Source organism: Rhodoblastus acidophilus, from assembly GCF_025961575.1.
Taxonomy (GTDB): domain Bacteria; phylum Pseudomonadota; class Alphaproteobacteria; order Rhizobiales; family Beijerinckiaceae; genus Rhodoblastus; species Rhodoblastus acidophilus_C.
The window spans coordinates 98,418-119,941 of sequence record NZ_JAOQNX010000009.1; the positions used below are offsets into that span (position 1 = coordinate 98,418).

General features: G+C 65.7%; 17 protein-coding genes. 11 read left to right on the forward strand and 6 right to left on the reverse strand.

Annotation, left to right across the window (positions count from 1 at the left end):
- The first annotated feature begins 1 nt into the window (after position 1).
- Both M2320_RS08395 and M2320_RS08400 read left to right on the forward strand, forming a co-directional pair.
- Positions 2-1,453: a hydrogenase expression protein HypE gene (locus M2320_RS08395; RefSeq protein ID WP_264596885.1), complete on the forward strand. Its 1,452-nt coding sequence runs from the start codon at positions 2-4 to the stop codon at positions 1,451-1,453.
- A gap of 8 nt (positions 1,454-1,461) precedes the next feature.
- Complete coding sequence (locus tag M2320_RS08400) at positions 1,462-1,971, forward strand: NADH-quinone oxidoreductase subunit B family protein (protein ID WP_264596886.1); 510 nt, start codon at positions 1,462-1,464, stop codon at positions 1,969-1,971.
- 117 nt (positions 1,972-2,088) lie between these two features.
- Here M2320_RS08400 and M2320_RS08405 read toward each other — a convergent pair whose 3' ends face one another.
- The 3 genes from M2320_RS08405 to M2320_RS08415 all read right to left on the reverse strand — a co-directional run bounded on the left by M2320_RS08405 (position 2,089) and on the right by M2320_RS08415 (position 8,337).
- Positions 2,089-2,538: a response regulator gene (locus tag M2320_RS08405; RefSeq protein ID WP_264596887.1), complete on the reverse strand. Its 450-nt coding sequence runs from the start codon at positions 2,536-2,538 to the stop codon at positions 2,089-2,091.
- A gap of 74 nt (positions 2,539-2,612) precedes the next feature.
- Positions 2,613-3,110, reverse strand: coding sequence for a response regulator (locus M2320_RS08410; protein ID WP_264596888.1), 498 nt, complete (start codon positions 3,108-3,110; stop codon positions 2,613-2,615).
- A 157-nt stretch (positions 3,111-3,267) separates the two neighbouring features.
- Entirely contained in the window at positions 3,268-8,337 is a 5,070-nt protein-coding gene (locus M2320_RS08415; protein ID WP_264596932.1) for a CheR family methyltransferase, read from the reverse strand.
- A gap of 623 nt (positions 8,338-8,960) precedes the next feature.
- Here M2320_RS08415 and lpxC point away from each other — a divergent pair.
- The 5 genes from lpxC (at position 8,961) to M2320_RS08440 (ending at position 13,152) form a co-directional block, all read left to right on the forward strand.
- A complete protein-coding gene (lpxC, locus tag M2320_RS08420) occupies positions 8,961-9,905 on the forward strand; it encodes a UDP-3-O-acyl-N-acetylglucosamine deacetylase (protein WP_184430174.1) in 945 nt (314 codons plus the stop codon).
- A 200-nt stretch (positions 9,906-10,105) separates the two neighbouring features.
- Positions 10,106-10,966: an outer membrane protein assembly factor BamD gene (locus tag M2320_RS08425; protein ID WP_184430175.1), complete on the forward strand. Its 861-nt coding sequence runs from the start codon at positions 10,106-10,108 to the stop codon at positions 10,964-10,966.
- Positions 10,967-11,028: 62 nt separating this feature from the next.
- On the forward strand, positions 11,029-12,699 hold the full coding sequence (gene recN, locus M2320_RS08430) for a DNA repair protein RecN (protein WP_264596889.1): 1,671 nt from the start codon (positions 11,029-11,031) through the stop codon (positions 12,697-12,699).
- 55 nt (positions 12,700-12,754) lie between these two features.
- Complete coding sequence (locus M2320_RS08435; RefSeq protein ID WP_264596890.1) at positions 12,755-13,021, forward strand: AbrB/MazE/SpoVT family DNA-binding domain-containing protein; 267 nt, start codon at positions 12,755-12,757, stop codon at positions 13,019-13,021.
- The gene (locus M2320_RS08440) at positions 13,018-13,152 is read left to right on the forward strand and encodes a hypothetical protein (protein WP_264596891.1); all 135 of its coding nucleotides are present in this window, start codon (positions 13,018-13,020) and stop codon (positions 13,150-13,152) included. Before M2320_RS08435 ends, M2320_RS08440 begins: the two co-directional genes overlap by 4 nt.
- Before the next feature lie 102 nt (positions 13,153-13,254).
- Here M2320_RS08440 and M2320_RS08445 read toward each other — a convergent pair whose 3' ends face one another.
- Both M2320_RS08445 and ettA read right to left on the reverse strand, forming a co-directional pair.
- Positions 13,255-13,989 carry a hypothetical protein gene (locus M2320_RS08445; protein WP_264596892.1) on the reverse strand — a complete coding sequence of 245 codons (735 nt, stop codon included), beginning with the start codon at positions 13,987-13,989 and terminating at the stop codon, positions 13,255-13,257.
- 268 nt (positions 13,990-14,257) lie between these two features.
- On the reverse strand, positions 14,258-15,910 hold the full coding sequence (gene ettA, locus M2320_RS08450; protein WP_264596893.1) for an energy-dependent translational throttle protein EttA: 1,653 nt from the start codon (positions 15,908-15,910) through the stop codon (positions 14,258-14,260).
- Between the two features lie 174 nt (positions 15,911-16,084).
- Here ettA and M2320_RS08455 point away from each other — a divergent pair, with 174 nt between their 5' ends.
- A complete protein-coding gene (locus M2320_RS08455; RefSeq protein WP_264596894.1) occupies positions 16,085-17,911 on the forward strand; it encodes a hypothetical protein in 1,827 nt (608 codons plus the stop codon).
- Between the two features lie 161 nt (positions 17,912-18,072).
- On the opposite strand, the gene M2320_RS08460 is transcribed toward M2320_RS08455, so the two are convergent.
- Positions 18,073-18,792, reverse strand: a complete 720-nt coding sequence (locus tag M2320_RS08460; protein WP_264596895.1) for a CBS domain-containing protein — start codon at positions 18,790-18,792, stop codon at positions 18,073-18,075.
- Positions 18,793-18,927: 135 nt separating this feature from the next.
- Between M2320_RS08460 and M2320_RS08465 the strand changes: the two genes are divergently transcribed.
- From M2320_RS08465 to M2320_RS08475, 3 genes are all read left to right on the forward strand, one after another.
- Positions 18,928-19,551, forward strand: a complete 624-nt coding sequence (locus M2320_RS08465; RefSeq protein ID WP_264596896.1) for a TetR/AcrR family transcriptional regulator — start codon at positions 18,928-18,930, stop codon at positions 19,549-19,551.
- Positions 19,552-19,705: 154 nt separating this feature from the next.
- Positions 19,706-20,044 (forward strand): hypothetical protein, encoded by a 339-nt coding sequence (locus M2320_RS08470; RefSeq protein WP_264596897.1) that lies wholly within the window; start codon positions 19,706-19,708, stop codon positions 20,042-20,044.
- 22 nt (positions 20,045-20,066) lie between these two features.
- The gene (locus M2320_RS08475) at positions 20,067-21,521 is read left to right on the forward strand and encodes a methyl-accepting chemotaxis protein (RefSeq protein ID WP_264596898.1); all 1,455 of its coding nucleotides are present in this window, start codon (positions 20,067-20,069) and stop codon (positions 21,519-21,521) included.
- The last annotated feature ends 3 nt before the right edge of the window (positions 21,522-21,524 follow it).

A 21,524-nucleotide genomic window follows, 5' to 3' on the forward strand; every position in this document is an offset into this window, starting at 1 on the left:
TGTGACGACGCTGATCCAAGCCTTCGCCGCCTTGCCGCCGGTCGCCGGCCATGGGCCGTGGCCGCGGCGGATGGTCGACGAGACGATTTGGGAAGGTCTCGCCGAATGGCTGTCGAACGGCCACGGAACTTTTTTGAGCCTGTGGGGCGATTCCGAGGCGGTCCATATGGCCCTTCTCGACGCGCCCGAAGGCGTGTCCGTCGCCAGCCTCGCCTGCCGCCCCGGACGATTTTTTCCGTCCGTCGGCGCGCTGCACCCGCCGGCGATTCGTTTCGAGCGGGCCGTTCGCGACCTCTCCGGCCAAATTCCGTTTGACGCGCCCGACGCGCGGCCCTGGCTCGATCACAGCCAGCCCTATGCCTTTCTGGCGAGCGAGGGCGAGGGGCTGCACCAGATTCCCGTCGGCCCCGTCCATGCCGGCATTATCGAGCCCGGCCATTTCCGCTTCACCTGCAACGGCGAAACCATTGTTCGGCTGGAGGCGCGGCTCGGCTATGTCCACAAGGGCGTCGAAGCGCTGATGACGGGCGCAAACCTCGAACGCGCGGCGCTTCTGGCCGGGCGCTGTTCGGGCGACAGCACTGTCGCCTATGCAATCGCGTTTTCACGCGCCGTCGAGGCCGCGGGGGGCTTAAAGATTCCCGAGCGCGCGCATTGGCTGCGCGCGCTGATGGCGGAACTGGAGCGTCTGGCCAATCATCTCGGCGACATCGGCGCCGTCTGCAACGACGCCGCCTTCGCCTTGATGCTCGCCCATTGCTCCGTGTTGCGCGAAAAAGTTTTGCGCGCTTGCGCCGCCTGCTTTGGCCATCGGCTGATGATGGATTTGGTCGCGCCGGGCGGCGTGCGCGCCGATCTCGACGGCGAGGCGGCGTGGCGTCTGCAAGAGTTGATGGCCTCCATCCGCGCGGCCTTTCCGCAATTGGTCGAACTCTACGATTCCACCACGTCCCTGCAGGACCGCACCGTCGGAACGGGCGTGCTCAAGCCGGAGCTGGCGCGACAATATGGCGCCGGCGGTTTTGTCGGCCGCGCCTCCGGCCGCGCCTTCGACGCGCGGCGCGCCCTGCCCTATCCGCCCTACGACCGCCTGCGTTTTTCGATCCCGGTCCTGACCGAAGGCGACGTCAACGCCCGCGTCTGGATTCGGATCAAGGACGTCGAACAAAGTCTTGGCCTGATCGAGCAAATTCTGGAGCGTCTGCCGACCGGCGACATTTTTGCGGAGCCCACCGCAATCACCGGCGAGGGTTTCGCCATGGTCGAAGGGTTTCGCGGCGACGTGCTGGTTTGGGTGCGCGTCAAAAACGGATTGGTCGAGCGCTGCCATTTGCGCGACCCCTCCTGGCTGCAATGGCCGCTGCTCGAAGCCGCCATCCAAGGCAACATCGTCGCCGACTTCCCGCTCTGCAACAAATCGTTCAACTGCTCCTATTCCGGGCACGACCTCTAGGTCTTTTCATGCGCAAGCTGTTGTTCCAGACCGTCGCCAAAAAGCCGCTCACCGAGCCGACGCCCGTCGCCGACGACCCGGAACTGCTGGCGCTCGCCCAAAAACTGAAACAAAAAATCGACGCGACATTCGCCGGCAGCCTGGCGATCCGCGCTGTGGATGCGGGATCGTGCAACGGCTGCGAACTGGAAATCCACGCGCTCAATAACCCGCTCTACGATCTCGAGCGCTTCGGGCTGAAATTCGTGGCCTCTCCGCGCCACGCCGACGTCCTCCTGGTGACCGGTCCGGTCACCCAAAATATGCGCGAGGCCTTGCAGCGCACCTATGACGCCACGCCCGCGCCGAAATGGGTCGTCGCCATGGGCGCCTGCGCCGGAGACGGCGGCGTTTTCGCGGAAAGCCCGGACTGCCTGGGCGGCGTCGAAAAGGTCGTTCCCGTGGACCTCTTCATTCCCGGCTGTCCACCGACGCCGTTGACGCTGATAAAGGGTTTTTTGGCGCTGGTCGGCGCCTGACGCGACATCGATCGGGCGACCGCCCGCGACAATGAAACGACGGCAAGCATAGGTTCTCTGTGCCCCGCCGCAGGGGAGGCCGGGGGGCTAGAAAACCTAGATCTCAGCGGACGACGATCACTCCGCCGCCGCGCGCCGCGCCCGGGCGCCGCCCGCATAGAGCACGCCGAGGGCCGCGCTTTCGATGGCCTGGACGATCAGCGCATCCTTGGACAGGTAGCCGGTGATGCCCGCCCGGAAACCGCAGCGGCGCACTTCCGGCGTGTCGAGCCCCGTCAGCAGCACCACGGGAAGATTGTATTTGTGCTGGAATTCCTGGATCAGCGGGATCGAGGTTTCCTGGCCCAGCCAATAGTCGACGATGGCGAGATCATAGTGAGCGCGCCCCGCGGACGCCTTGGCTTCGCCGCTCGAACCGCATTGCGTGAAATGCAGGTCGAGCTGTTCGCCGCCGCGCGCCGCGCGCATGATCAGCTCGCGGTCGATCGGATCGTCGTCGACGAGAAGCACCCGCACCGTCTCGCGCAAAGGCTGCGCCAGATAGTCAAAATCCGCGTCGACATCCATGTCTGTTTGCCGGACTGCCGTCATTGCACTCCCCCAAAAATTTGCCTCAAACCCCTCCGCGCCGCGCGAAAAGCTCACGCGTCGAACTTCGGCGCGCCGTCCTGCGCGCGCTTGGCCTCGGGCGCCGGCGGCAGATTCGCCCAGCGCACAATGTCCAGAATTTCACGAACGATTTGCGTCAACTCTTTCATCGTGTTCGGCTTGACGAAAATACGCGTCGCGCCGAGATCCATGGCGGCGGAATGCACCGTTTCCGTCGCCGTGGTGGTCAGGACGAAAATCGGCAATTCGCGCAAATCGAGGGAATGCCGCACCGCGCGCAAAACCCCGACGCCGTCGAGCCTAGGCATGTTGATGTCGAGGATCACCGCCGCCGGCAATTCCGCGAGCAAATCTCTACGCGACAACAAGGCCAGCGCGTCCACGCCATTGTCGACCCGCCCGCACTCGATATGCGACCCCGCGCCCCAACCGATCCGATTGAGGGCGCTTTTCATCAGGAAGACGTCGTCGTCGTCGTCATCCACGATGAGGATGTAGGGTGACTTCGCGTGGCCGGCGACTTCGAGCATTGGGAATCCCTCAACCGGCGAAACGCCGCCGCCCCACGCACGCAACCGACTCACGAATCAGATGGCCACCAACCAGTTTTATCAATTCTAAATCAAAAGTTAATACACGCAAGCGTTGCACTGATCCGACGAAGGTTGCATCCCCCGCCGGGCGGAGCTAGTCCGCCGGACCCACCACATCCTGCGCCGGGATGACCACGGCGAAAGTCGAGCCGACGCCGGGCTCGCTCTCGACCGAAAGCGTCCAGCCGCGCCGGTCGCACACCGACTTGCAGATGGCGAGGCCGAGGCCCGAGCCGGCGATCTTGCTGCGCGGCATCAGCCGGGTGAAGGGCTGGAAGATCAGCGCCTGCTGCGACGCCTCGATGCCGCGGCCATTGTCGCGCACGCGCAGCACGCAATCGCCATGCGTCTCGATCAGCGCGGTGATCGCCACGCGCGGATCTTCTTCCGCGCGACGGTATTTGATCGCATTGGAGACGAGATTGCGGACCAGCTGCTGGACGCCGGTGAGGTCGCCGCGGATCACCGGCAGGCCGGCGCTGACGACGATGGCGGCATTGGACCGGATCGAGGCGTCGAGTTCGCTCACCACCTCGCCGACCACCGAATCGAGCGAAATGTCCTCGGTCTCGGCCTGGGCGTTGTTGGCGTAGGAGAAGGCCAGGATGTTGTGCACGAGGTCGCGCATCCGCACCGCCGCGTCGGTCATCACCTCCAGGCAATGGCGCCCTTCGGCGTTGAGCAAAGCGCCATGCTCGTCGACCAGAATCTTGCCGAACACGCTGATCTTGCGCAGCGGCTCCTGGAGGTCGTGCGAGGCCACATGGGCGAATTTCTCCAGCCCCTCATTGGCGCTGGCGAGACGCATGTTGGCGCGCTGCAGCTCCTCCTGCGCGCGGTTGCGGGCGGTGACATCGACGAGCACGCAGAGATAGGACAGTTCCGGCTCGGTCTCGGTCTCGGCGAAAGCGGAGAACTCGACCTCGATCACCGTCTGGTCGCTGGCGACCAGACGCAAGGGAACACCCTGGCAATAGCCGGCCTCGCTGAGCGACGGCAGCAGTTCGCCGACCAGGGTTTCGCGCGAGTCCGCGTCGAGCAGGTCGCAGATGTCGTGGCCGATGACGGCGTCGCGCGCCCGTCCGGTCTTGTCGAGCAAGGCGTCGCTGGCGACGACAATGCTGCGGTCGGCGAGGAAGGAGCACATCATCACCGGCGTGTGGCGGTAGAGCCGCTCGAACCGGACCTGGCTGGCGTCCAGCGCCGCATTGGCCGCCGACAGCGCGATCTCGCGCGCCTTGAGCTGGGTGATGTCGCTGGTGACGATCAGCAGCATGGCGTTCTCGTCGCCGGCGGCGTCGCGATAGGGAATGCGATCCGTCGAGGTCCAGCGCACCGCCCCGTCGGCGTCGGTGGCTTGCGTCAGCACATTGGTGCTGGCGCGGCCCGTCGTCAGCGCCTCCTCATTATGGGCGCGCCAGTCGGCGTCGAGCGGCGCCAGCACGCTGTCAATGTCCATGCCGACGACATCGTCCGGCGAGAGGCCCACGGTGGACGCGGCCGCCCGATTGGCGCGCAGCACGCGGCGGTCGGCGTCGATCAGCCAGATCGACTGCGGCACGCTGTTGAACAGCAGGCGCAGCTTGCTCTCGTTGCGCAGCAGCGCCTGATGGGCGTTGTGCGCCTCGATCTTGAGCCCGATCCATTGGGCGATCTGCTTGACGAAGCCGCGCTGGATGTTGGTGAGCGGCCCGAATTTCGGCCCGGCGTCGGAAAAGAAGCTGACGGCGGCATAGACCTTGCCGTTGGTTTGCGGGCGTATGCCGATATAGGTGGCCGAGCCCTGCTCCGTTTCGACCAGCTCGGCGCGTCCGTCGCGCAGGCTGATATGGGCGCCGTCGAGCACGATCTCGCAGAGGTCGCCATCCTCGGGACAAGTGGCGTGGGCCTCGGCGCCCGGCGCGATCTGCGGCCAGCTGGTCCCCTCCGGCGCACAGAACCGGCAGGTCCCCGCCGCCGGCGTGCCGCAGGCGCGGTTGCACAGATCATGGGGCAGCCAGACCGGCGTGCCCGGCGCGAGCCCGTCGTCCGGCCCGCCGACCACGCCGATGACGCGATGATGGTCGCCCGCGACCTCGGTGGCGAGCGCGCGGTCGAGGCCGAGAATGCGCAGGCCGATCTCCAGGGCGGGCCGGATCGCCTCCTGCACCGGCAGATTGAGGTCGCCCTCGATCGCCGAAAGTTCTTTGAGCGCCGCGACATGGCGGACCTGCTCCGAGACGTCGCGCCCGCAGGCGACATAGGCGATGGTCGCCCCCTCGTCGTCCTGGACGGGGGCAAAAATCACCGTGCGCCAGATCTCGCCGCCGTCGGCGCGCTGGCGATGGATCAGGGTTTCGTACTTTCGCTCGGTCTTGAGCGCCTCGATGGCGGCGCGCACGTGCGGCAGAGTTTCCGGCGCCAGCGTCTCCAGCACGTCGAACACGTCGCGATCGACCAGAGCGGAGGGCGAGGTGTCGTAGACGGCGGCGAACACCTGATTGCAGAAGGTGATGCGGTTGGTGCGCGCGTCCCAGCTCACCAGCGAATCCTGCATCGAGGCGAGAATGGTGCGCTGGCGCCGGTCGAGTTCGCGCACCTGCGCCTGGGCGCGCTTGAGCTTGTCGATATCGACCAGCGTCACCACCGAGCCCTGCATGTCCTCGCCGTCCACCCGATAGGGCAGGATGCGCAACAAATAGCCGCGCCCGCCGACGCTGACCTCTTTTTCGCACATTTCGCGCGTCTCGGAGACGCGGTCGAGCAGCGCGTGAAAATCGGCATTGTCGAAGCGCACGGTGATGTGCGAGATCGGCCGCCCCACGTCATGGGGAATTAGGTTGAAGGCCTGCGCGGCGGCCGGCGTATAGCGGCGCACATGCTTCTTGTCGTCGAGGAAGATGGTGCCGATCTCGGTCGCCTTGAGCAGGTGCTCCATGTCGAGCGTCACCTGGATCAGCTCGTCGATCTTGCGCTGGTGCTCCGAGGTGACGGAATAGAGCTCCTCGTTGACGGAATGCAGCTCCTCGTTGGTCGACTGCAATTCCTCGTTCGAGGCCATCAGCTCCTCGTTGGTGGATTGCAGCTCCTCATTGCTGGTGGCGAGCTCCTCGATGGCCGATTGCAGGTTTTCTTCGGTGGATTGCAGCTCGTCGAGCAGGCCCTGGTTGCGGCGGCGCAACTCCAAAACCTCGTCGGCGGTGGACGCCGATTCCACCGCCGGCGCTTCCGGCTCGGCCGCCTTGGGCTTCTCCTCGCGGGTCTCGATGGTCAGCAGCAGGAAATCGCTCACCCCCTCGGTTTCGGACACGGGCTCGATCGACACCAGTTCGACGCGCTCGCCGGCCTCGGTCTCCCGCCTGATGCTGCGGCGGAATTTCGGGAACGGCATCCGCGCCTGCGCGCCAAGCCCGTTGGCGACCACCAGCGCCAGTTCGCGCGGCAGCATGTCGGCGATCTTTTGCGTGAAAACGCCCGGCTTCAGGTCGATATATTTGGAGGCGTCGCCAAAGATGTGCAGCAGCGTTCCATCGCGCGACAACAAGAATCCGGGCGGGGCGAAGCGGGCGAGCAATTCCTTCAGCGCGGCGAAAGTGGCGCGCGACACGTCCCGCGACGGCGCGAGCCCGCGCGTCGCGTCGGCGGCGCGCGGCGCTCCGGCGTGGCTGGTGTGCAGGCCGCGCGGCGTCAGCACGCCGGTCGGCAACAGCCTGATGTCGCGCGTCTTGGTGAAGATGCGCCATTTCTGGTTCACCGTCTTGAACTCGCCGGCGACATCGCCGAGCGATTCACTCGGGCCGAGGAAAGCCACGCCGCCCGGAACCAGGCAGAAGTGGAACAGGTTGAGCGCGAATTTCTGGGCGTCCTCGTCGAAATAGATCAGCACATTGCGGCAGGTGAGCAGATCGATGCGCGCGAACGGCGGGTCCTTGAGAATATTGTGCTGGCTGAAGACGATCAGGCGACGGATGCTCTTTCGGATGCGCACCTGGTCGCCTTCGCGCTCGAAATAGCGTTCGACATGCTCAGCCGGCAGCCCCGCGACCGCCGAAGCCGGATAGAGCCCCGCCGAAGCCACGGCCAGCGTCTGCGCATGGATGTCGGTGGCGAGAATTTTTAAGTTGAGCCGCTTGCCGAGCGCTTCCGCGGCCTCGGCGAAACAGATGGCGATCGAATAGGCCTCCTCGCCCGAGGAACAGCCGGCCACCCAGACGCGAATCTCGCGCTCGTCGGCGATTCGCTCCACCAGCGGCTTGACCACCTGTTCGATCAGCGCGTCGAACGCCTCGGCGTCGCGGAAGAAGGCGGTGACGTCGACCAGCAGGTCGTTGAAGAGATTGGCGACCTCCCCGCGGTTGATCGCCAGGAAATCGGCGTAATCGACCAGGCTCAGGCAGCCGACCAGCCCCATGCGCCGGCGGATGCGGCGCTCCATGGTCGGATGTTTGTAGACGCTGAAGTCGATGTCGTAGCGCGACTTGATGATCGAGAAAATGGTGGCGAACGGGTCCGCCTCCAGCAGGAGCTCGTGGCGGGGCTGCTGCGGGGCCTCTCCGGCGAGGCGCTCAACGATCAGGCCGGGGAGTTTTTCCGGCGCGGCGACCCCGTCGGCGAGGTTTTTCGCCAGCACCGAGGAGGGCATCGAATCGAATTTGGCGCTGGACGGCTCCTGCACGAACACGCCGCCGCCCGCCTTCCTGATGGCTTCGCAGCCCTTGGTGCCGTCCGACCCCGTGCCCGAAAGAATCACGCCGATGGCGCGCGCGCCGAATTCGGTCGCGGCCGAGGCGAAGAAGGAATTGATCGGCAGGTTGAGGCCGCCGACCTTTTCGGAGGGAAACAGCCGGAACCTCCCGCTCTCCAGCCGCATCTCCTGGCGCGCGGGATTGAGATAGATGACGTTCGGCTCGATCGGCATGCCCGTCTCGGCCTTGCGAATCGGCAACGCCGAATGCCGGGACAGCAGCTCGTCCATCATGGAGCGGAAATTCGGGTCGAGATGCTGGATGACGACGTAGGCCGCCCCGGTGTCGTTGGGGACGAAGTCGAAGAATTTTTCCAAAGCGTCGAGGCCGCCGGCGCTCGCGCCAATGGCGATCACCGCCAATGGCGGCTCCGCCGCCTTGGCCCGGCGCCTGCCTCCGGCCTGCGCCCCCCGCTTCGTCGATTGACCCGGTTCCTTCACCAACCCCGCCTCCCGCCTGACGAGGTGTGTTCGTCACGCCGCGCGGTTCAAGATAACGAGGCGCCGAGGCAAATCAATTCGGAAGACCAAGGACTCCCCGGGCGCTAACGTCGCGGGGGTCGGGCGGCGGCGCGTTCTCCCCGGAACCGCCGGCAAACCGAGCTTTTTCCGCGGACGTTTCCGCGCGGACGTTCGGTCATAGGTTTGACCAAGATCAGAACGCCGCGCCGGCCCCTGCGGCCTCTCCCGGCCACAATTGATTCGATAGAATGGGGCGCAAAAGTGTTAACACTCTCTTAACAACTGTGTGTGGCCGCCGAATCACTGTCAATATGCTGATTCCGGGTCGTGGCGAAAAGACGGTTAAATTTGTAACAGGGCCGTAAGAAAGTTTGATTTGGTTTGACAGGGGGGCGCGGTTACCTTCTAGACGTGGCGCAGCGCATTGCGCCGCCGCCGCTCCAGAGCGACCGGGCCGCAAGGGCTCGCGCAGGCTGGGGCCGATGAGAAAAAGTCCGGCGCGCCACCTTCGGGATCAGTGTCCCCCAAAAATGTGGCGATAGCCGGTCAAAAGCGGAACGCTCCCGCGAATCTGGCGGGGCGAAAAAAAGATCGGGATGCGAATGAAGTCGACCCAACAGACCACGCTTCGGAACCGCGTCGTCGTCTCCGGAGGCATCGGGGTTCACTCGGGCAAGCCCGTCCGCCTCGTCCTCAACCCCGCCGAAGCCAATGTCGGCCTCGTGTTCCAGCGCACCGGCCTCGCCAATGGCGCCAGCCGCCGGATCGAAGCCCGCCACACCAAGGTCACCATGACCGACCTGTGCACGGTGATCGGCGAAGAGGGCAAAAATCTCGTCGCCACCATCGAACATCTGGTCGCCGCGCTGCGCGGATTGAATGTCGACAATTGCCTGATCGAAGTCGACGGCCCGGAAACCCCGATCATGGACGGCTCCGCCGCCGCTTTCGTCGAAGCCATCGACAGCGTCGGCCTCACCACCCTGGAAGCGCCCCGCCGCTTCATCAAGATTCTCAAAAAGGTCCGAATCGAGCACGGCCGCGGCTATTCCGAACTGCGCCCCGCCGACGAAGGTTTTCGGCTCGATGTCGAAATCGATTTCGACAATCCGGTGATCGGCCGCCAGCGCAAAATTCTCGACCTGGAGCCGCAGGCCTTCCGCCGCGAACTCGCCCGCGCCCGCACCTTCGGTTTCCTCTCCGACGTGGAAAAACTCACCAAAATGGGTTTTGCCCTCGGCGCCTCCCTGGAAAATTCCGTCGGCATCGACGGCGACCGCATCCTCAACCCCGAGGGTCTGCGCTATGCCGACGAATTCGTCCGGCACAAGATGCTCGACGCGGTCGGCGATCTGGCGCTGGCCGGCGCGCCGCTGATCGGCGCCTACCAGTCCTATTGCGGCGGCCACAAGATGAATGTCGCCGTGCTCGACGCCCTGTTCGCCGACAAAAGCGCCTGGCGTTTCGTCGAGGCCCCGGTTCCTCAGAATCGCGAAGGCGCCCGCGCCGACCTGCGCGCCCCCGCCTTCCTGCCGGAACGCAACTGAAGCTTTTTCGCTCCACAGCAAAGGCGCCGCCGCAAGGCCGGCGCCTTTTGCATGCCGTCCTCATTCCTGAAGACGAGGACGCGCGGCGCGACTTAAATTCGCCGTAAAAGCCCGGCTTTTGTGGCAGCGCGCCGCTATAGCCTCACGGCGCGACATCCGTTACAAGCGCCAAGACCGCCAAACCTGTCCAGAGCCTCATGATGAACCGCAACAGCGAATACGGCCCGAAACTTCTTGTGGCGCTTGCCGCGCTGGCCCTGTCGGGCGCGCCCGCCCTCGCCTTTTCGCTGGACGACCTCAATCCGTTCGGTCCCTCCAAATACGAGCAAAAAGTCGATCCGCAGGTTCCCGCCGACCATTTCTACAACGAGGGCCTGACCAAGCTGGACAAGGGCGATTACGAAGGGGCGGCGAAAAAATTCGGCGAATTGCAGAAGAAGCATCCGTTCACCCAGCATGCGCGCAAGGCGCTGCTGATGGAGGTCTACGCCAATTATCGCGACGGCAAGGCCACCGACACCACCACCGCCGCCGACCGCTATCTCACGCTCTATCCCACCTCGCCCGAAGCCGCCTATGTCACCTATCTCGCGGGCCAGGTTCTGTTCGAAAACATGCCCGACATCCATCGCGACCAGGGCAACATGGTCCGGGCGATGAAATATTTCCAGGCCGTGGTGGAGAAATATCCGAAATCCGAATATGCCGCGGACGCCCGCTACAAGCTGCAGGTGGCGCGCGACCAGCTCGCCGCCTATGAGCTGAACGTCGGCCGATTCTACATGAAAAAGGAAAATTACGCGGCCGCGATCAACCGTTTCCGCGAGGTCCTGTTCAAGTATCAGACCACGCGTGAGGCCGAGGAGGCGCTGGAGCGTCTGACCGAATGCTATCTGGCCATCGGCGTCACCCATGAGGCGCAGACCGCCGCCGCCGTGCTCGGCGCGAATTATCCGAACTCGCCGTTCTACCAGGATGCGTTCGACCGGCTGAAGGGCCAGGGCCTGTCGCCGAAGGAGAGCCAGGACTCCTGGATCTCCAAGCTTTTCCGCAGCAGCTGATCGTTTCTTGAATTCGCGCGGCGTTTTTGCGAGAAACACGTTCAACGCTGCGGAACACCAACATGCTCGTCCAGCTCGCGATCCGCGACATCGTCCTGATTGACCGGCTGGAGCTGGAGTTCGCCGCCGGCATGACCGTGCTCACCGGCGAAACCGGCGCAGGCAAAAGCATCCTGCTCGACGCCTTTTCGCTGGCGCTCGGCGGACGCGGCGACGGCGCCCTGGTGCGCGCCGGACAGCCGCAAGGGCAGATCACCGCCGTGTTCGATCTGGCCATCGACCACCCCGCCCGCCAGATCGCCGCGGAACAGGAGATTTTGGTCGACGGCGACCTGATCCTGCGCCGCCTGCAACTCGCCGATGGCCGCAGCCGCGCCTATGTCAACGACCAGCCGGTTTCCGTGCAGGTTTTGCGCGCGATTGGACGTGAGCTGGTGGAGATCCACGGCCAGCACGACGACCGGGCGCTGGCCGATCCCGCTTTGCACCGCAGGCTGGTCGATGCGTTTGGCGGGCTCGAGCCCTTGGCCGAATCGACGCGCTCGGCCCATGTGCAATGGCGCCACGCCGAACGGCTGCTGCAGGATGAGCGGGAAAAGATCGAGCTGGCGCGCAAGGAAGCCGATTACCTCCGCCATTCCTTCGACGAACTGTCAAAACTGCGCCCGGAGCCGGGCGAAGAGGAAAAACTCGCCGGCGAGCGCATCGCCATGCAGCAGGCCGAAAAAGTTTTTGGCGAGTTGCGCGACGCCCAGGACACGGTGTCGGGCGACGGTTCGCCGCTCGCCCAGCTTTCGGGCGTGCTGCGCCGGCTCGACCGCCGCCAGCCCCAGGCGCCGGCGCTGATCGATCCCTGCCTTCAGGCGCTCGACGCCGCGCTCAACGCCCTCGACCATGCGCAGCAGGTTTTGGATCAGGCGCTGCGCGACGCGCGATTCGATCCGCGCGAGCTGGAGCGGGTGGAGGAGCGGCTGTTTGCGCTGCGCGCCGCCGCCCGTAAATATGGCGCGCCCGTCGAAAGCCTTTCGGTCCTGGCGCAAAAGATCGCCGACGATCTCGCCGCACTCGACGCCGGGGAAACCCGTCTGAAACAATTGGAGGCGGAGCGCGAGGCGACGGAAGCCGCATTCCGCAAAAGCTGCGCGGCGCTGAGCAAGGCGCGCAAGAAGGCGGCGTCCGAGCTGGACAAGGCGGTCAACGCCGAACTGCCGCCATTAAAACTGGCGGACGCGAAATTTTCGACCGAGATCACCTTGGACGAGGCCAGCGCCAGTGCCGATGGGGCCGAAAAACTCGAGTTCTGGGTGCAAACAAATCCCGGCGCCCGCCCCGGCCCGATGATGAAAGTGGCGTCGGGCGGCGAGCTGTCGCGGTTCATGCTGGCGTTAAAGGTGGTTTTGGCGGATCGGGGCTCGGCGCCGACCCTGGTGTTCGACGAGATCGATTCGGGCGCGGGCGGCGCGGTGGCCGACGCCATCGGCCAAAGGCTGGCGCGACTGGCGCAGCGGGTGCAGGTTTTGACCGTGACCCACGCGCCGCAGGTGGCGGCGCGGGCGGAAAAACACCTGCGGATTTCCAAACACCTCGCCGACAAGGGCGCGCGGGCGGCGACCAGCGTGGCGCCGCTGGAGGACCGTCACCGGCTGGAGGAAATCGCGCGCATGCTGTCGGGGGCGAAAATCACCGATGAGGCGCGAGCGGCGGCGGCGCGGCTGATGGACGGTACAGAGTAAGCGCGTTGAAGCCGCCGCGGGAAAGTATTACCTTCTTGGAATGGAGGTAATACCCATGGCGACGACGGTCACGGTCAAGGGTCAGGTCACGCTGCCGAAAGCGGTCCGCGACGCCGCCGGCATCAAGCCTGGAGACCGCGTGGAAGTGCGCGCCGCGCCCGGCGGCGGCATTCTGATCGAGCGGGAACAACAGGCGCCGGCTGATGTCGATGCGTTCCGTCGCCAGTTGCAGGAGGTCGCGCGCCGACAGCCTTTTCGCGGCGGGCCGCTGACCGGCATGACAAGCGATGAAATCATGCAATTGCTGCGTGGCGAGGAATGATTCTCGTCGACACCAATATCCTCATCGACATTTTTCAGAACGACGCCGTCTGGGCGGAAAAATCCATGGAAGCCATGGCGCAGGCGGCGGCGCGCGTTATCGCAAGTATTTTCCCGACGTGCGCTTATTGAAGCCGGAATGATCTCGCCAATGCCGCCGCTCCGGCGAGCGGGACCTCGTGGATGCCCGCGACAAGCGCGGGCATGACGTCTCAAGGCGGAATGGCGTCGCGCTCAAAAAGCCCAGTAGGCGCGGGCGTGGGGCGCGCCGTACCACAGCGCCAGTCCGAACAGCACCGTGCGGATATTGAAAACGCTGAACAGATCGAGCCAGCTCCGGGCCGGCGCGGGCTCGCTCGCCGCGCCCTCGACATAATGGCCGGCGCGTAGCCAGGGCAGCCAAAAGGTTCGACAGAATTCGGCGTTGAGGAAATCGCAATGCGACAGGCCGGCATGGCGCCGGTCGCGGACCCAGGGTTTGCGAAAACCGTTCGCGCCCGCGGAGCCATAGCCGAAGGTGACGGCCTCCGCCACCGCGGGCCAGATGTCGCGCGCGCCGATGTCGTTGATCAGCGGCCCGTTGAAACGGGTTTTGTGATCGTCCCAGCAAAAACTCGACGGCGTCACGCCGCCGCAGAAAATGATCCGGTCGAAGGTGAGGTCCGCGCATTCGCGCAAGACATGGGCGAACACATAGGCGCCAAAGCTGTGGGCGATCACCGAGACCGGGACGGCGCTCTCGCCGACGATCTCGCGGATTTGCGCCTTGGCCTGTTCGATGGCGCGGCGGCGAAAGCGCCCGACCGGCGCCAGGAACCGGAACAGGTCGACATAGCCGTAATTGGCGAGATGGGCGACCAGGCCCTCACTGCGCAAGGTCGCTTCGATCTCAGGGCGCCAAAGGGTGTTGGAGCGGATGCCGTGAATGAGAATGACGACGGGCGGCTCCTCCGGCGAACGGTCGCGCATGACCGGCGCCGAGCACGGAAACGTTGTCCCGCTCCCCGCGAATTTCTCAGACTGGACGATGTGTTGCGGCAAGGGGCGCTCGTCGAAATTCATTGATCTGCATCAATATGACGGGAGAAAGGGTTGCGTTCAAGTCTCGCCGCGCAATCGTCGCGGCCGAGGCGATCCAGCCTGCGAGGCGCCGAGTCGTGGATTGCTTCGCTCCGCTCGCAATGACGGCGGAGAGAGCAAAGAAAAGGCCGGGCAAATCGCCCGGCCTCGAAAACAATCAGCGGCTGAATTTCTTGTACTTTAGCCGGTGCGGGATGACGCTGTCCACGCCCAGGCGGCGCTTCTTGTCTTCCTCGTAATCGGCGAAATTGCCTTCGAACCACTCCACATGGCTGTCGCCTTCGAAGGCCAGCATGTGCGTGGCGATGCGGTCGAGGAAGAAGCGATCATGCGAGATGATCACCGCGCAGCCCGCGTACTCTTCCAAGGCCTCTTCCAGCGCGCGCAGCGTGTCGACGTCGAGGTCGTTGGTCGGTTCGTCGAGCAGCAGGACGTTGGCGCCCTTCTTCAGCATTTTCGCCAGATGCACGCGGTTGCGCTCGCCGCCCGAGAGCATGCCCACCTTCTTCTGCTGGTCGGCGCCCTTGAAATTGAAGGTCGAGCAATAGCCGCGCGAATTGATCTCGCGCTTGCCGAGATAGATCACGTCATTGCCGCCGGAAATCTCTTCCCAGACGGTCTTCTTGTCGTCCAGCGCGTCGCGCGACTGGTCGACATAGCCGAGCTGCACGCTCTCGCCGATCTCGATCGCGCCGCCATCGGGCTTTTCCTGGCCGGTGATCATGCGGAACAAAGTGGTTTTACCCGCGCCGTTCGGGCCGATCACGCCGACAATGCCGCCCGGCGGCAGTTTGAAGGAGAGATCGTCGATGAGCAGCTTATCGGCGAACGCCTTGTTCAAATTCTTGAACTCGATGACATTCTGGCCAAGACGCTCGGCGACGGGAATGATGATTTCGGCCGTGCCCGGCGCCTTGTCGTTCTGCTTGGCGACCAGCTCCTCATAGCGCTGGATACGCGCCTTGGACTTGGCCTGGCGCGCCTTGGGGCTGGAGGAAATCCACGAGCTTTCCGCCTCGATGGCGCGCTGGCGCGCCTCGTCTTCGCGGCCTTCCTGGGCCAGACGCTTCTGCTTCTGCACCAGCCAGGACGAGTAATTGCCCTCGTAGGGAATGCCGCGGCCGCGATCCAGCTCGAGAATCCAGCTGGTGACATTGTCAAGGAAGTAACGGTCATGGGTGACGATCAGGATCGCGCCGGGATATTCGCGCAAATGGCCTTCCAGCCAGTTCACCGTCTCGGCGTCCAGATGGTTGGTCGGTTCGTCGAGCAGCAGCAATTCCGGCTGCTCCAGCAGCAGCTTGCACAAGGCCACGCGGCGGCGCTCGCCGCCCGACAGTTTCGACACTTCCCAATCGTCGGGCGGGCAGCCCAGGGCGTCCATGGCCTGGTCGACCTGGCTGTCGAGGTCCCACAGGTTTTTGGCTTCGATCTCGTCCTGGAGACGGGTCATTTCGTCCGCCGTCTCGTCCGAATAATTCATGGCGAGATCGTTGTAGCGATCCAGAATGTCCTTCTTTTCCTTGACGCCGAGCATGACGTTGCCGCGCACGTCGAGGCTGTCGTCGAGCTTGGGCTCCTGCGGCAGGTAGCCGACGCGCGCGCCCTCCGCCACCCAGGCCTCGCCATTATAATCCTTGTCCATGCCGGCCATGATCTTCAGCAGGGTGGATTTACCCGCGCCGTTGACGCCGAGCACGCCGATCTTGGCGTCGGGGTAGAAGGAGAGATGGACATTGTCCAAGACCTTCTTGCCGCCCGGCCAAGCCTTGGACAGCCCCTGCATGTGATAAATGAATTGCCGCGCCATATTGGTTCCCTGTCGCCGGTTTTTCCGGTGTTTGCTGGGTCGATCTTGTAGCGGCGGGGCCGGCTGGACGCAAAGGGGAATATGGGGATGAACGCGTTTCCCCGGCATCGGCGCCTTAATTCTCGCCGCGCTTTGCGTTAAGGAAAATCGAGCCGCTCGCCAGCCGGAGCCCGCATGCCTGAATTCGACAGAGATTTTACCTCCGAGCCGTCCATCACGCGGTTTCCGCCCAAAGCCGCGCCAGGCGCCGCGCCCAAAACGCCGCCAGGTCCGTCGCCGGCGCCCGCCAGCCTCGCCAGCGATTCGCCGCTCGCGCCGGAGGCCTATGCGCCGCCGGCGACCTGCGCCGTGCGTCTCGCCCGATTCGTCGAGGTCGCCGGGGCCGCGCCCACCCCCTTCGCGCTGGGACTGCTGGCGCCGGCGGGCGGCGGCAAGACCAGCGCCCTCGGCTGGGTCGAGGCGCGCGCGCAAAAGCAGGGCGGCCTGGTGGTCGCCCGGTTCGAAGCCGCCGATCTCGCCGCCGACCCGGAGCGCGCGCTGGCCGCCGGTCTGTATCGCGCGCTGGCGCCGACGCAATCCGCGCTGGTCGCCGTGGCCGCGCGCGAGGCGGAGGAGGCTTCCGCAACGTCACACACGCAGGACAGACTGGATGATTTGCGCAAAAAGCTGATCGCCGAGCGCCAAGCGCTCGCCGATCATCAGGAGCGCCGCGCCGCTTTGCCCGAGACAGTGCTTTATGACCTGCCGGGCACGCAGGTCGACACATTCGCGCGGCGGATGCGCGGCGGGTTCGAGGCGCGCATGCAGGCCTTCGGCCTCAGCGGCGATCCGCTGCTGGCCTTCAAGGATTTCACCCGCGATCTCGCGGCGCTCGACGGGACGCGCGCGCGCATTTTCGCCTGTTTGCGCTCGCTTTACGCCTATAAGGGCCAGACCTCGCTGCTGGTCTATGCCGTGCTCTTGTACCTGCTGGCGCAAGGACTGGACTGGGCGTCGCTGCACAAGGCCGATTGGCTCGGCTGGCTGTCGCGCACCCACGAGGCCGGCGCGCAGACCGCCGAATACCTGCGCGACAGGCTCGGACCGCTCGACGCCGCCGCGACCTTGGCAACCTGGCTCGCTCTGTTCTGCATCGGCCTGAATCTGTGGCGCGCTTACGCCTTTTCCGCGCCGCTGTTGCGCGCGGCGAAAAAACTCGACGAAGACGTGGCGGCCCGGGCCCCCGAGGCCGACGAGGCGGTCGCCAGCCAGGCGCGGGTGGTCGAGCGGCTGGCGGCCCAGACCGCCGCCGCCAAACAGCAGGCCGCCGAGGCCGAGCGGCGCGCCGAAAGCGCCGGCGCCCTCGCGCCCGCCTTCCTGGAGCGCGACGCCGCCGGCCAGAAGCGCGAGCAGGCGCTGGCCTTGTTGAGCGCATTGTCGGCCGGGCTGGCGAAGAAGGGCGGGCGCGCCGTGGTGATCGTCGACGGCTTTGAAAAGGTTTTGGCGGGCGGCGCGCTGCTCGAGCGTCTGGCGCATCTCTTGGCGCGGCCCGGCCTTGTCTCGATCTTCGCGCTCGATCCGGCGCTGTGCGACGCCTCGAGCCAGGCGCGGCTGCTGCAATTGCCGCTGCGGCTCAACGCCGGCGCCTTCGATTCGCCGAGCTATGCGCCGCTCGACGCGTCGCTGTCGGCGCTGGAGGAGCGGATGCTGGTCTCGCTGGCGCCGCTGGTCGGCGACACGCCGCGGGCGAAAAAACGGCTGCGGAATTTTTATCTGTTCCTGCGTCCGGCGCGCGGCGCCGACGACAAGCTGGCGCCGGTGCTGGCCTTCGCCATCGCCACGGAAATGGCGGGCGGCGCGGAGCGCGAGGCGCTGGAGACGCTGGTGGCGGGCGGGCATCCCGACGTGGCGCGGGCGCCTTTGTTCGCCGACATGCTGAAGGCGACGCAGGACATTGGCGGGCCGCTGGAGGCGGAAAACCTGCGCCGCGCGGTGGCGCTCGCGCGGGTCGTGGCGGGGTGACGGGCGCCCCCTTCTCCCCTTGCGGGAGAAGGGGGATCGCGCTGAAAGCGCGAGACGGATGAGGGGTTTGTCAGTTCGATGATGGCGCCGTCGCATCGCGGCGCCCCCTCATCCGGCCCCTTCGGGGCCACCTTCTCCCGCAAGGGGAGAAGGGAGCGCCCTCACATCATTCCGGTCTTGCTCTCGAGCGTCATGCCGGAAAACGGCTCGATCCAGACCAGTTGATCCAGCACCCGGGTCACGCCCGGAATGTTTTCCGCCGCGCAGATCAGCGCCGCGCGCTGACGCTCGTCAAAAATCTCGCCGGTGAGCGTCACCACGCCGCGGTCCACGGTCACGTCGAGCGTGCGCGGCGAGGCAAAACCCTGCTCCTTCAATTCCGCGATCAGCCGGTCGAGGATCGCCTGATCGTCGAGCGGCGCCGCCGGCGCCGAGGCCTGGCGGCAGGCGGTCAGGGCGCGCAACAGATCGGAGCGGGTGACGATGCCGACCAGTTCGTCGCCGGTGACCACCGGAACCCGCTTGACCTTGCGCTTGTCCATCACCGCGACGATCTCGCTGAGCGAGGCGTTGGCGGCGACGGTGACGACGTCGCGGGTCATGACGTCGCCGACCTTGCGGCTGTGGCTCATCACATAGGCTTCGGCGACCTCGCCGGGCCCCAGCAAAAATTCGATCCAGCGCGGCCGGCGCTTGGCCGTGCCAATCTCCACCCGGTGCAAGAAGTCGCTCTCGCTGACGATCCCCACCAGCCGGCCGGCGGCGTCGAGCACAGGCAGGCCGGACGCGCGGATCGACAACAGGATGTTCACGGCTTCGTCGATGGTGGCCTCGGCCGCCACCGTTTTGACGTCCCGGGTCATGATATCCGACGCTCTCATGGAAGCTCCCTCCGCGGCGCCTGCGCCTCATCGGAGATTATACACCTGCCGGCGCAAATCGTTGACCCCGATCAAGGCTTGCTTTTGGCCCCGCGTCGATAGATGACCGTGAGGTCATTTTTTTGGAGGTTCAGAATGGCCAGACAGGCGCGCACGCCCGAGGCGCGCGAGGCGCGGGTCAAGGCGATCATGGCCGCGGCGCTCGACCAGTTCTCGAAAGTCGGCTTCGAGGCCGCGCGCCTCGACGACATCGCCCAGGCCGCGGGCGTCGCCAAGGGCACGATCTATCTTTATTTCGAGTCCAAGGAGCGCCTGCTCGAAGCGCTGGTCGCCTCGATCATCAGCGCGCCGCTGGAGGCGCTGGAGAATTCGGTCTCGGCCTCCACCGCGCCGGCAAGCGAACTGTTGCGCGAGTTCGGCGCCTTCATGGCCCAGGGCGCCCAGGACGCCGACCGGCGGCGGGTGATGCATCTTGTGTTTTCCGAAGGCGCCCGTTTTCCCGCCATCGCCCAGTTCCACCATCGCGAAGTGATCTCGCGCGGCGCCGCCCTGGTGCGCGCCATCATCGCCAAGGGCCGCGCCTCCGGCGAATTCGTCTATGACGAGCCCGAGCGTTTCCCCCAATTGATGATCGCCCCGGCGCTGGTCGCCGCGGTCTGGCTGCATGTGTTCGACCCCATCGAAAAACTCGACGCGCCGGCGCTGATCGCCGCGCATGTCGACATGCTGCTGCGCGCCCTCACCGGCCGCGCCGACTGAAACCATCCGCACGCGACAAAAATGGCGCGTTTTACTTGACGTACGTAAAGCAAAACCTTGGACCTAAGTCGAATTTTACGGCGAATACTGATTAAATTCGTTGATTATTAAGACGCTTTCGCGACACTCGCCGCATGTTCGGGGAGAGCCAGACATGAGTTCGGCGCAGGCGGAAGTCAGGACCGGCGGCCACGGGGCGATCGCGCCTCTGCTGGTGGGGCTCAACCTGTGCATCATGGGCGTCGCTCTGTTCGGCCTGGCGCTGCTGCCGGCCGCGGGCGCCCGCACGGTGATCGTCATTCCCCGGCCCTTCGGACAAGATGCGGCGACCATCGTGGCGCAAGCTCAAGGCTTTATGCTGCGCGGCGGAATAGCGGGCGCCCTGCTCGCGCGCGGCGACGCGCCGGATTTCGTCCGGCGGCTCTACGCGAACGGCGCCCTGATGGTGCTGGACGGCAAGGCCCTGGACGGCTGCGCGTCCGGAAAATCATGACGGCGTTGGGAAAGGTTTCTTCATGAACAATATCGATCGGCTGCGGGCGAATTTCTCTCCGGCCATCATGGGCGTGATCGCGCTGTCGGCGGCGATCGCGGCCACCGTCGCCCTGGTGCGGCTGGACGGCGGCTGGCTCGCGGCCCTCGCCGCTCTGGCGGTCGCGGGCGGCGCCGGCGCGCTCTGGCTCGTCGACCGCACCGGCCCGGCGACGCGCATGGTCACCTCCGCCGCGCTCGCCGTCGAGGTCGCGATCCTGGTCTACGCCACCTCCGGCCACGCCTTCCAGATCGACATGCACATGTATTTCTTCGCGGCCCTGGCCATTACCGCGGGCTGGGTGGACGAGCGGGCGATGATCGCCTTCGCCGGCGTGGTCGCGATCCATCACCTGCTGCTCAATTTCCTCCTGCCCTGGGCGGTGTTCCCCGAGACCGCCTCCAACCTGCCGCGGGTGCTCATCCACGCCGCGATCCTGATCGCGCAGACCGTGGCGCTGTGCTGGCTGGCGGCGCGCCTGCGCCACGCCTTCGAAGACGCCGAAAGTCTGCAGGGCGAAGCCGAAAAGACCAGCCGCGCCGCCGCCGAGCGCGCCGTCCACGAGGGACGCCGGGCCGAGGGCGAAAGCCACCGCCGCGCCGAAATCCAGGAGTCCGTCTCGGCCTTCCAGCGTGAGATCGGCGGCCTCCTGGACAATTTGCGCGGCCAGGCCCGGCAGATGACGCAAGCCAGCCAGTCGCTCACCTCCGTCGCCGCCTCGGCCTCGCGCGACGCCGACCAGGCGGCGGACTCCTCGCAAGCCTCCTCCGGCGCCATTGGCGCGGTGGCGGCGGCGAGCGAGCAGCTCTCGCATTCCGTGGCGGAGATCCAGAACCAGATCGGCGGCATGAAGGCGCTGATCGACAAGGTGTTCGGCGCCGCCGCCACCGCGCAGGGCGATGTCGGGCAATTGACGGAACAGGCCAACCGCATTTCCGAAGTGGTCGCCATCATCCAGAACATTGCCGGACAAACAAACCTGCTGGCGCTCAACGCCACGATCGAGGCGGCGCGCGCCGGCGAGATGGGCAAGGGATTCGCCGTGGTCGCCAATGAGGTCAAGGCGCTCGCCGACCAGACCGGCAAGGCCACCGAGGACATCGCCCAGCGCATCGCCGCGATCAACGCCTCGACGCGCTCCACCGTCGACGCCATGGAGGCGATCGCCCGGCACATCGACGAGGCCAGCCAATGCGCCGGCGGCATTGTCGCCTCCATCGACCAGCAGCGCGTCGCCACCGGCGAGATCGCCGCCAATATTTCCCATGTGGCGCAGAGCACGCGCCATGTCAGCGAATTGTCGCGGCGCGCCAGCGAACAGACCCGCTCCGCCGACCAGGGCGCGGGAAGCGTCGCCGAGGGGGCGGTGAAGGCCGAGGCCACGACCGACGGGCTGACCCGCACGGTCGAAGCCTTCTTGAGACGCCTGGCGAGTTGAGAC

What these genes read in the sequence shown, in the direction of transcription:
- M2320_RS08400 (WP_264596886.1), top strand. Translation starts at nt 1,462, where the DNA reads ATGCGCAAGCTGTTGTTCCAGACCGTCGCCAAAAAGCCGCTCACCGAG.
- M2320_RS08405 (WP_264596887.1), bottom strand. Translation starts at nt 2,538, where the DNA reads ATGGATGTCGACGCGGATTTTGACTATCTGGCGCAGCCTTTGCGCGAG.
- M2320_RS08410 (WP_264596888.1), bottom strand. Translation starts at nt 3,110, where the DNA reads ATGCTCGAAGTCGCCGGCCACGCGAAGTCACCCTACATCCTCATCGTG.
- lpxC (WP_184430174.1), top strand. Translation starts at nt 8,961, where the DNA reads ATGAAGTCGACCCAACAGACCACGCTTCGGAACCGCGTCGTCGTCTCC.
- M2320_RS08425 (WP_184430175.1), top strand. Translation starts at nt 10,106, where the DNA reads ATGAACCGCAACAGCGAATACGGCCCGAAACTTCTTGTGGCGCTTGCC.
- recN (WP_264596889.1), top strand. Translation starts at nt 11,029, where the DNA reads ATGCTCGTCCAGCTCGCGATCCGCGACATCGTCCTGATTGACCGGCTG.
- M2320_RS08435 (WP_264596890.1), top strand. Translation starts at nt 12,755, where the DNA reads ATGGCGACGACGGTCACGGTCAAGGGTCAGGTCACGCTGCCGAAAGCG.
- M2320_RS08440 (WP_264596891.1), top strand. Translation starts at nt 13,018, where the DNA reads ATGATTCTCGTCGACACCAATATCCTCATCGACATTTTTCAGAACGAC.
- M2320_RS08445 (WP_264596892.1), bottom strand. Translation starts at nt 13,989, where the DNA reads ATGCGCGACCGTTCGCCGGAGGAGCCGCCCGTCGTCATTCTCATTCAC.
- ettA (WP_264596893.1), bottom strand. Translation starts at nt 15,910, where the DNA reads ATGGCGCGGCAATTCATTTATCACATGCAGGGGCTGTCCAAGGCTTGG.
- M2320_RS08455 (WP_264596894.1), top strand. Translation starts at nt 16,085, where the DNA reads ATGCCTGAATTCGACAGAGATTTTACCTCCGAGCCGTCCATCACGCGG.
- M2320_RS08460 (WP_264596895.1), bottom strand. Translation starts at nt 18,792, where the DNA reads ATGAGAGCGTCGGATATCATGACCCGGGACGTCAAAACGGTGGCGGCC.
- M2320_RS08465 (WP_264596896.1), top strand. Translation starts at nt 18,928, where the DNA reads ATGGCCAGACAGGCGCGCACGCCCGAGGCGCGCGAGGCGCGGGTCAAG.
- M2320_RS08470 (WP_264596897.1), top strand. Translation starts at nt 19,706, where the DNA reads ATGAGTTCGGCGCAGGCGGAAGTCAGGACCGGCGGCCACGGGGCGATC.
- M2320_RS08475 (WP_264596898.1), top strand. Translation starts at nt 20,067, where the DNA reads ATGAACAATATCGATCGGCTGCGGGCGAATTTCTCTCCGGCCATCATG.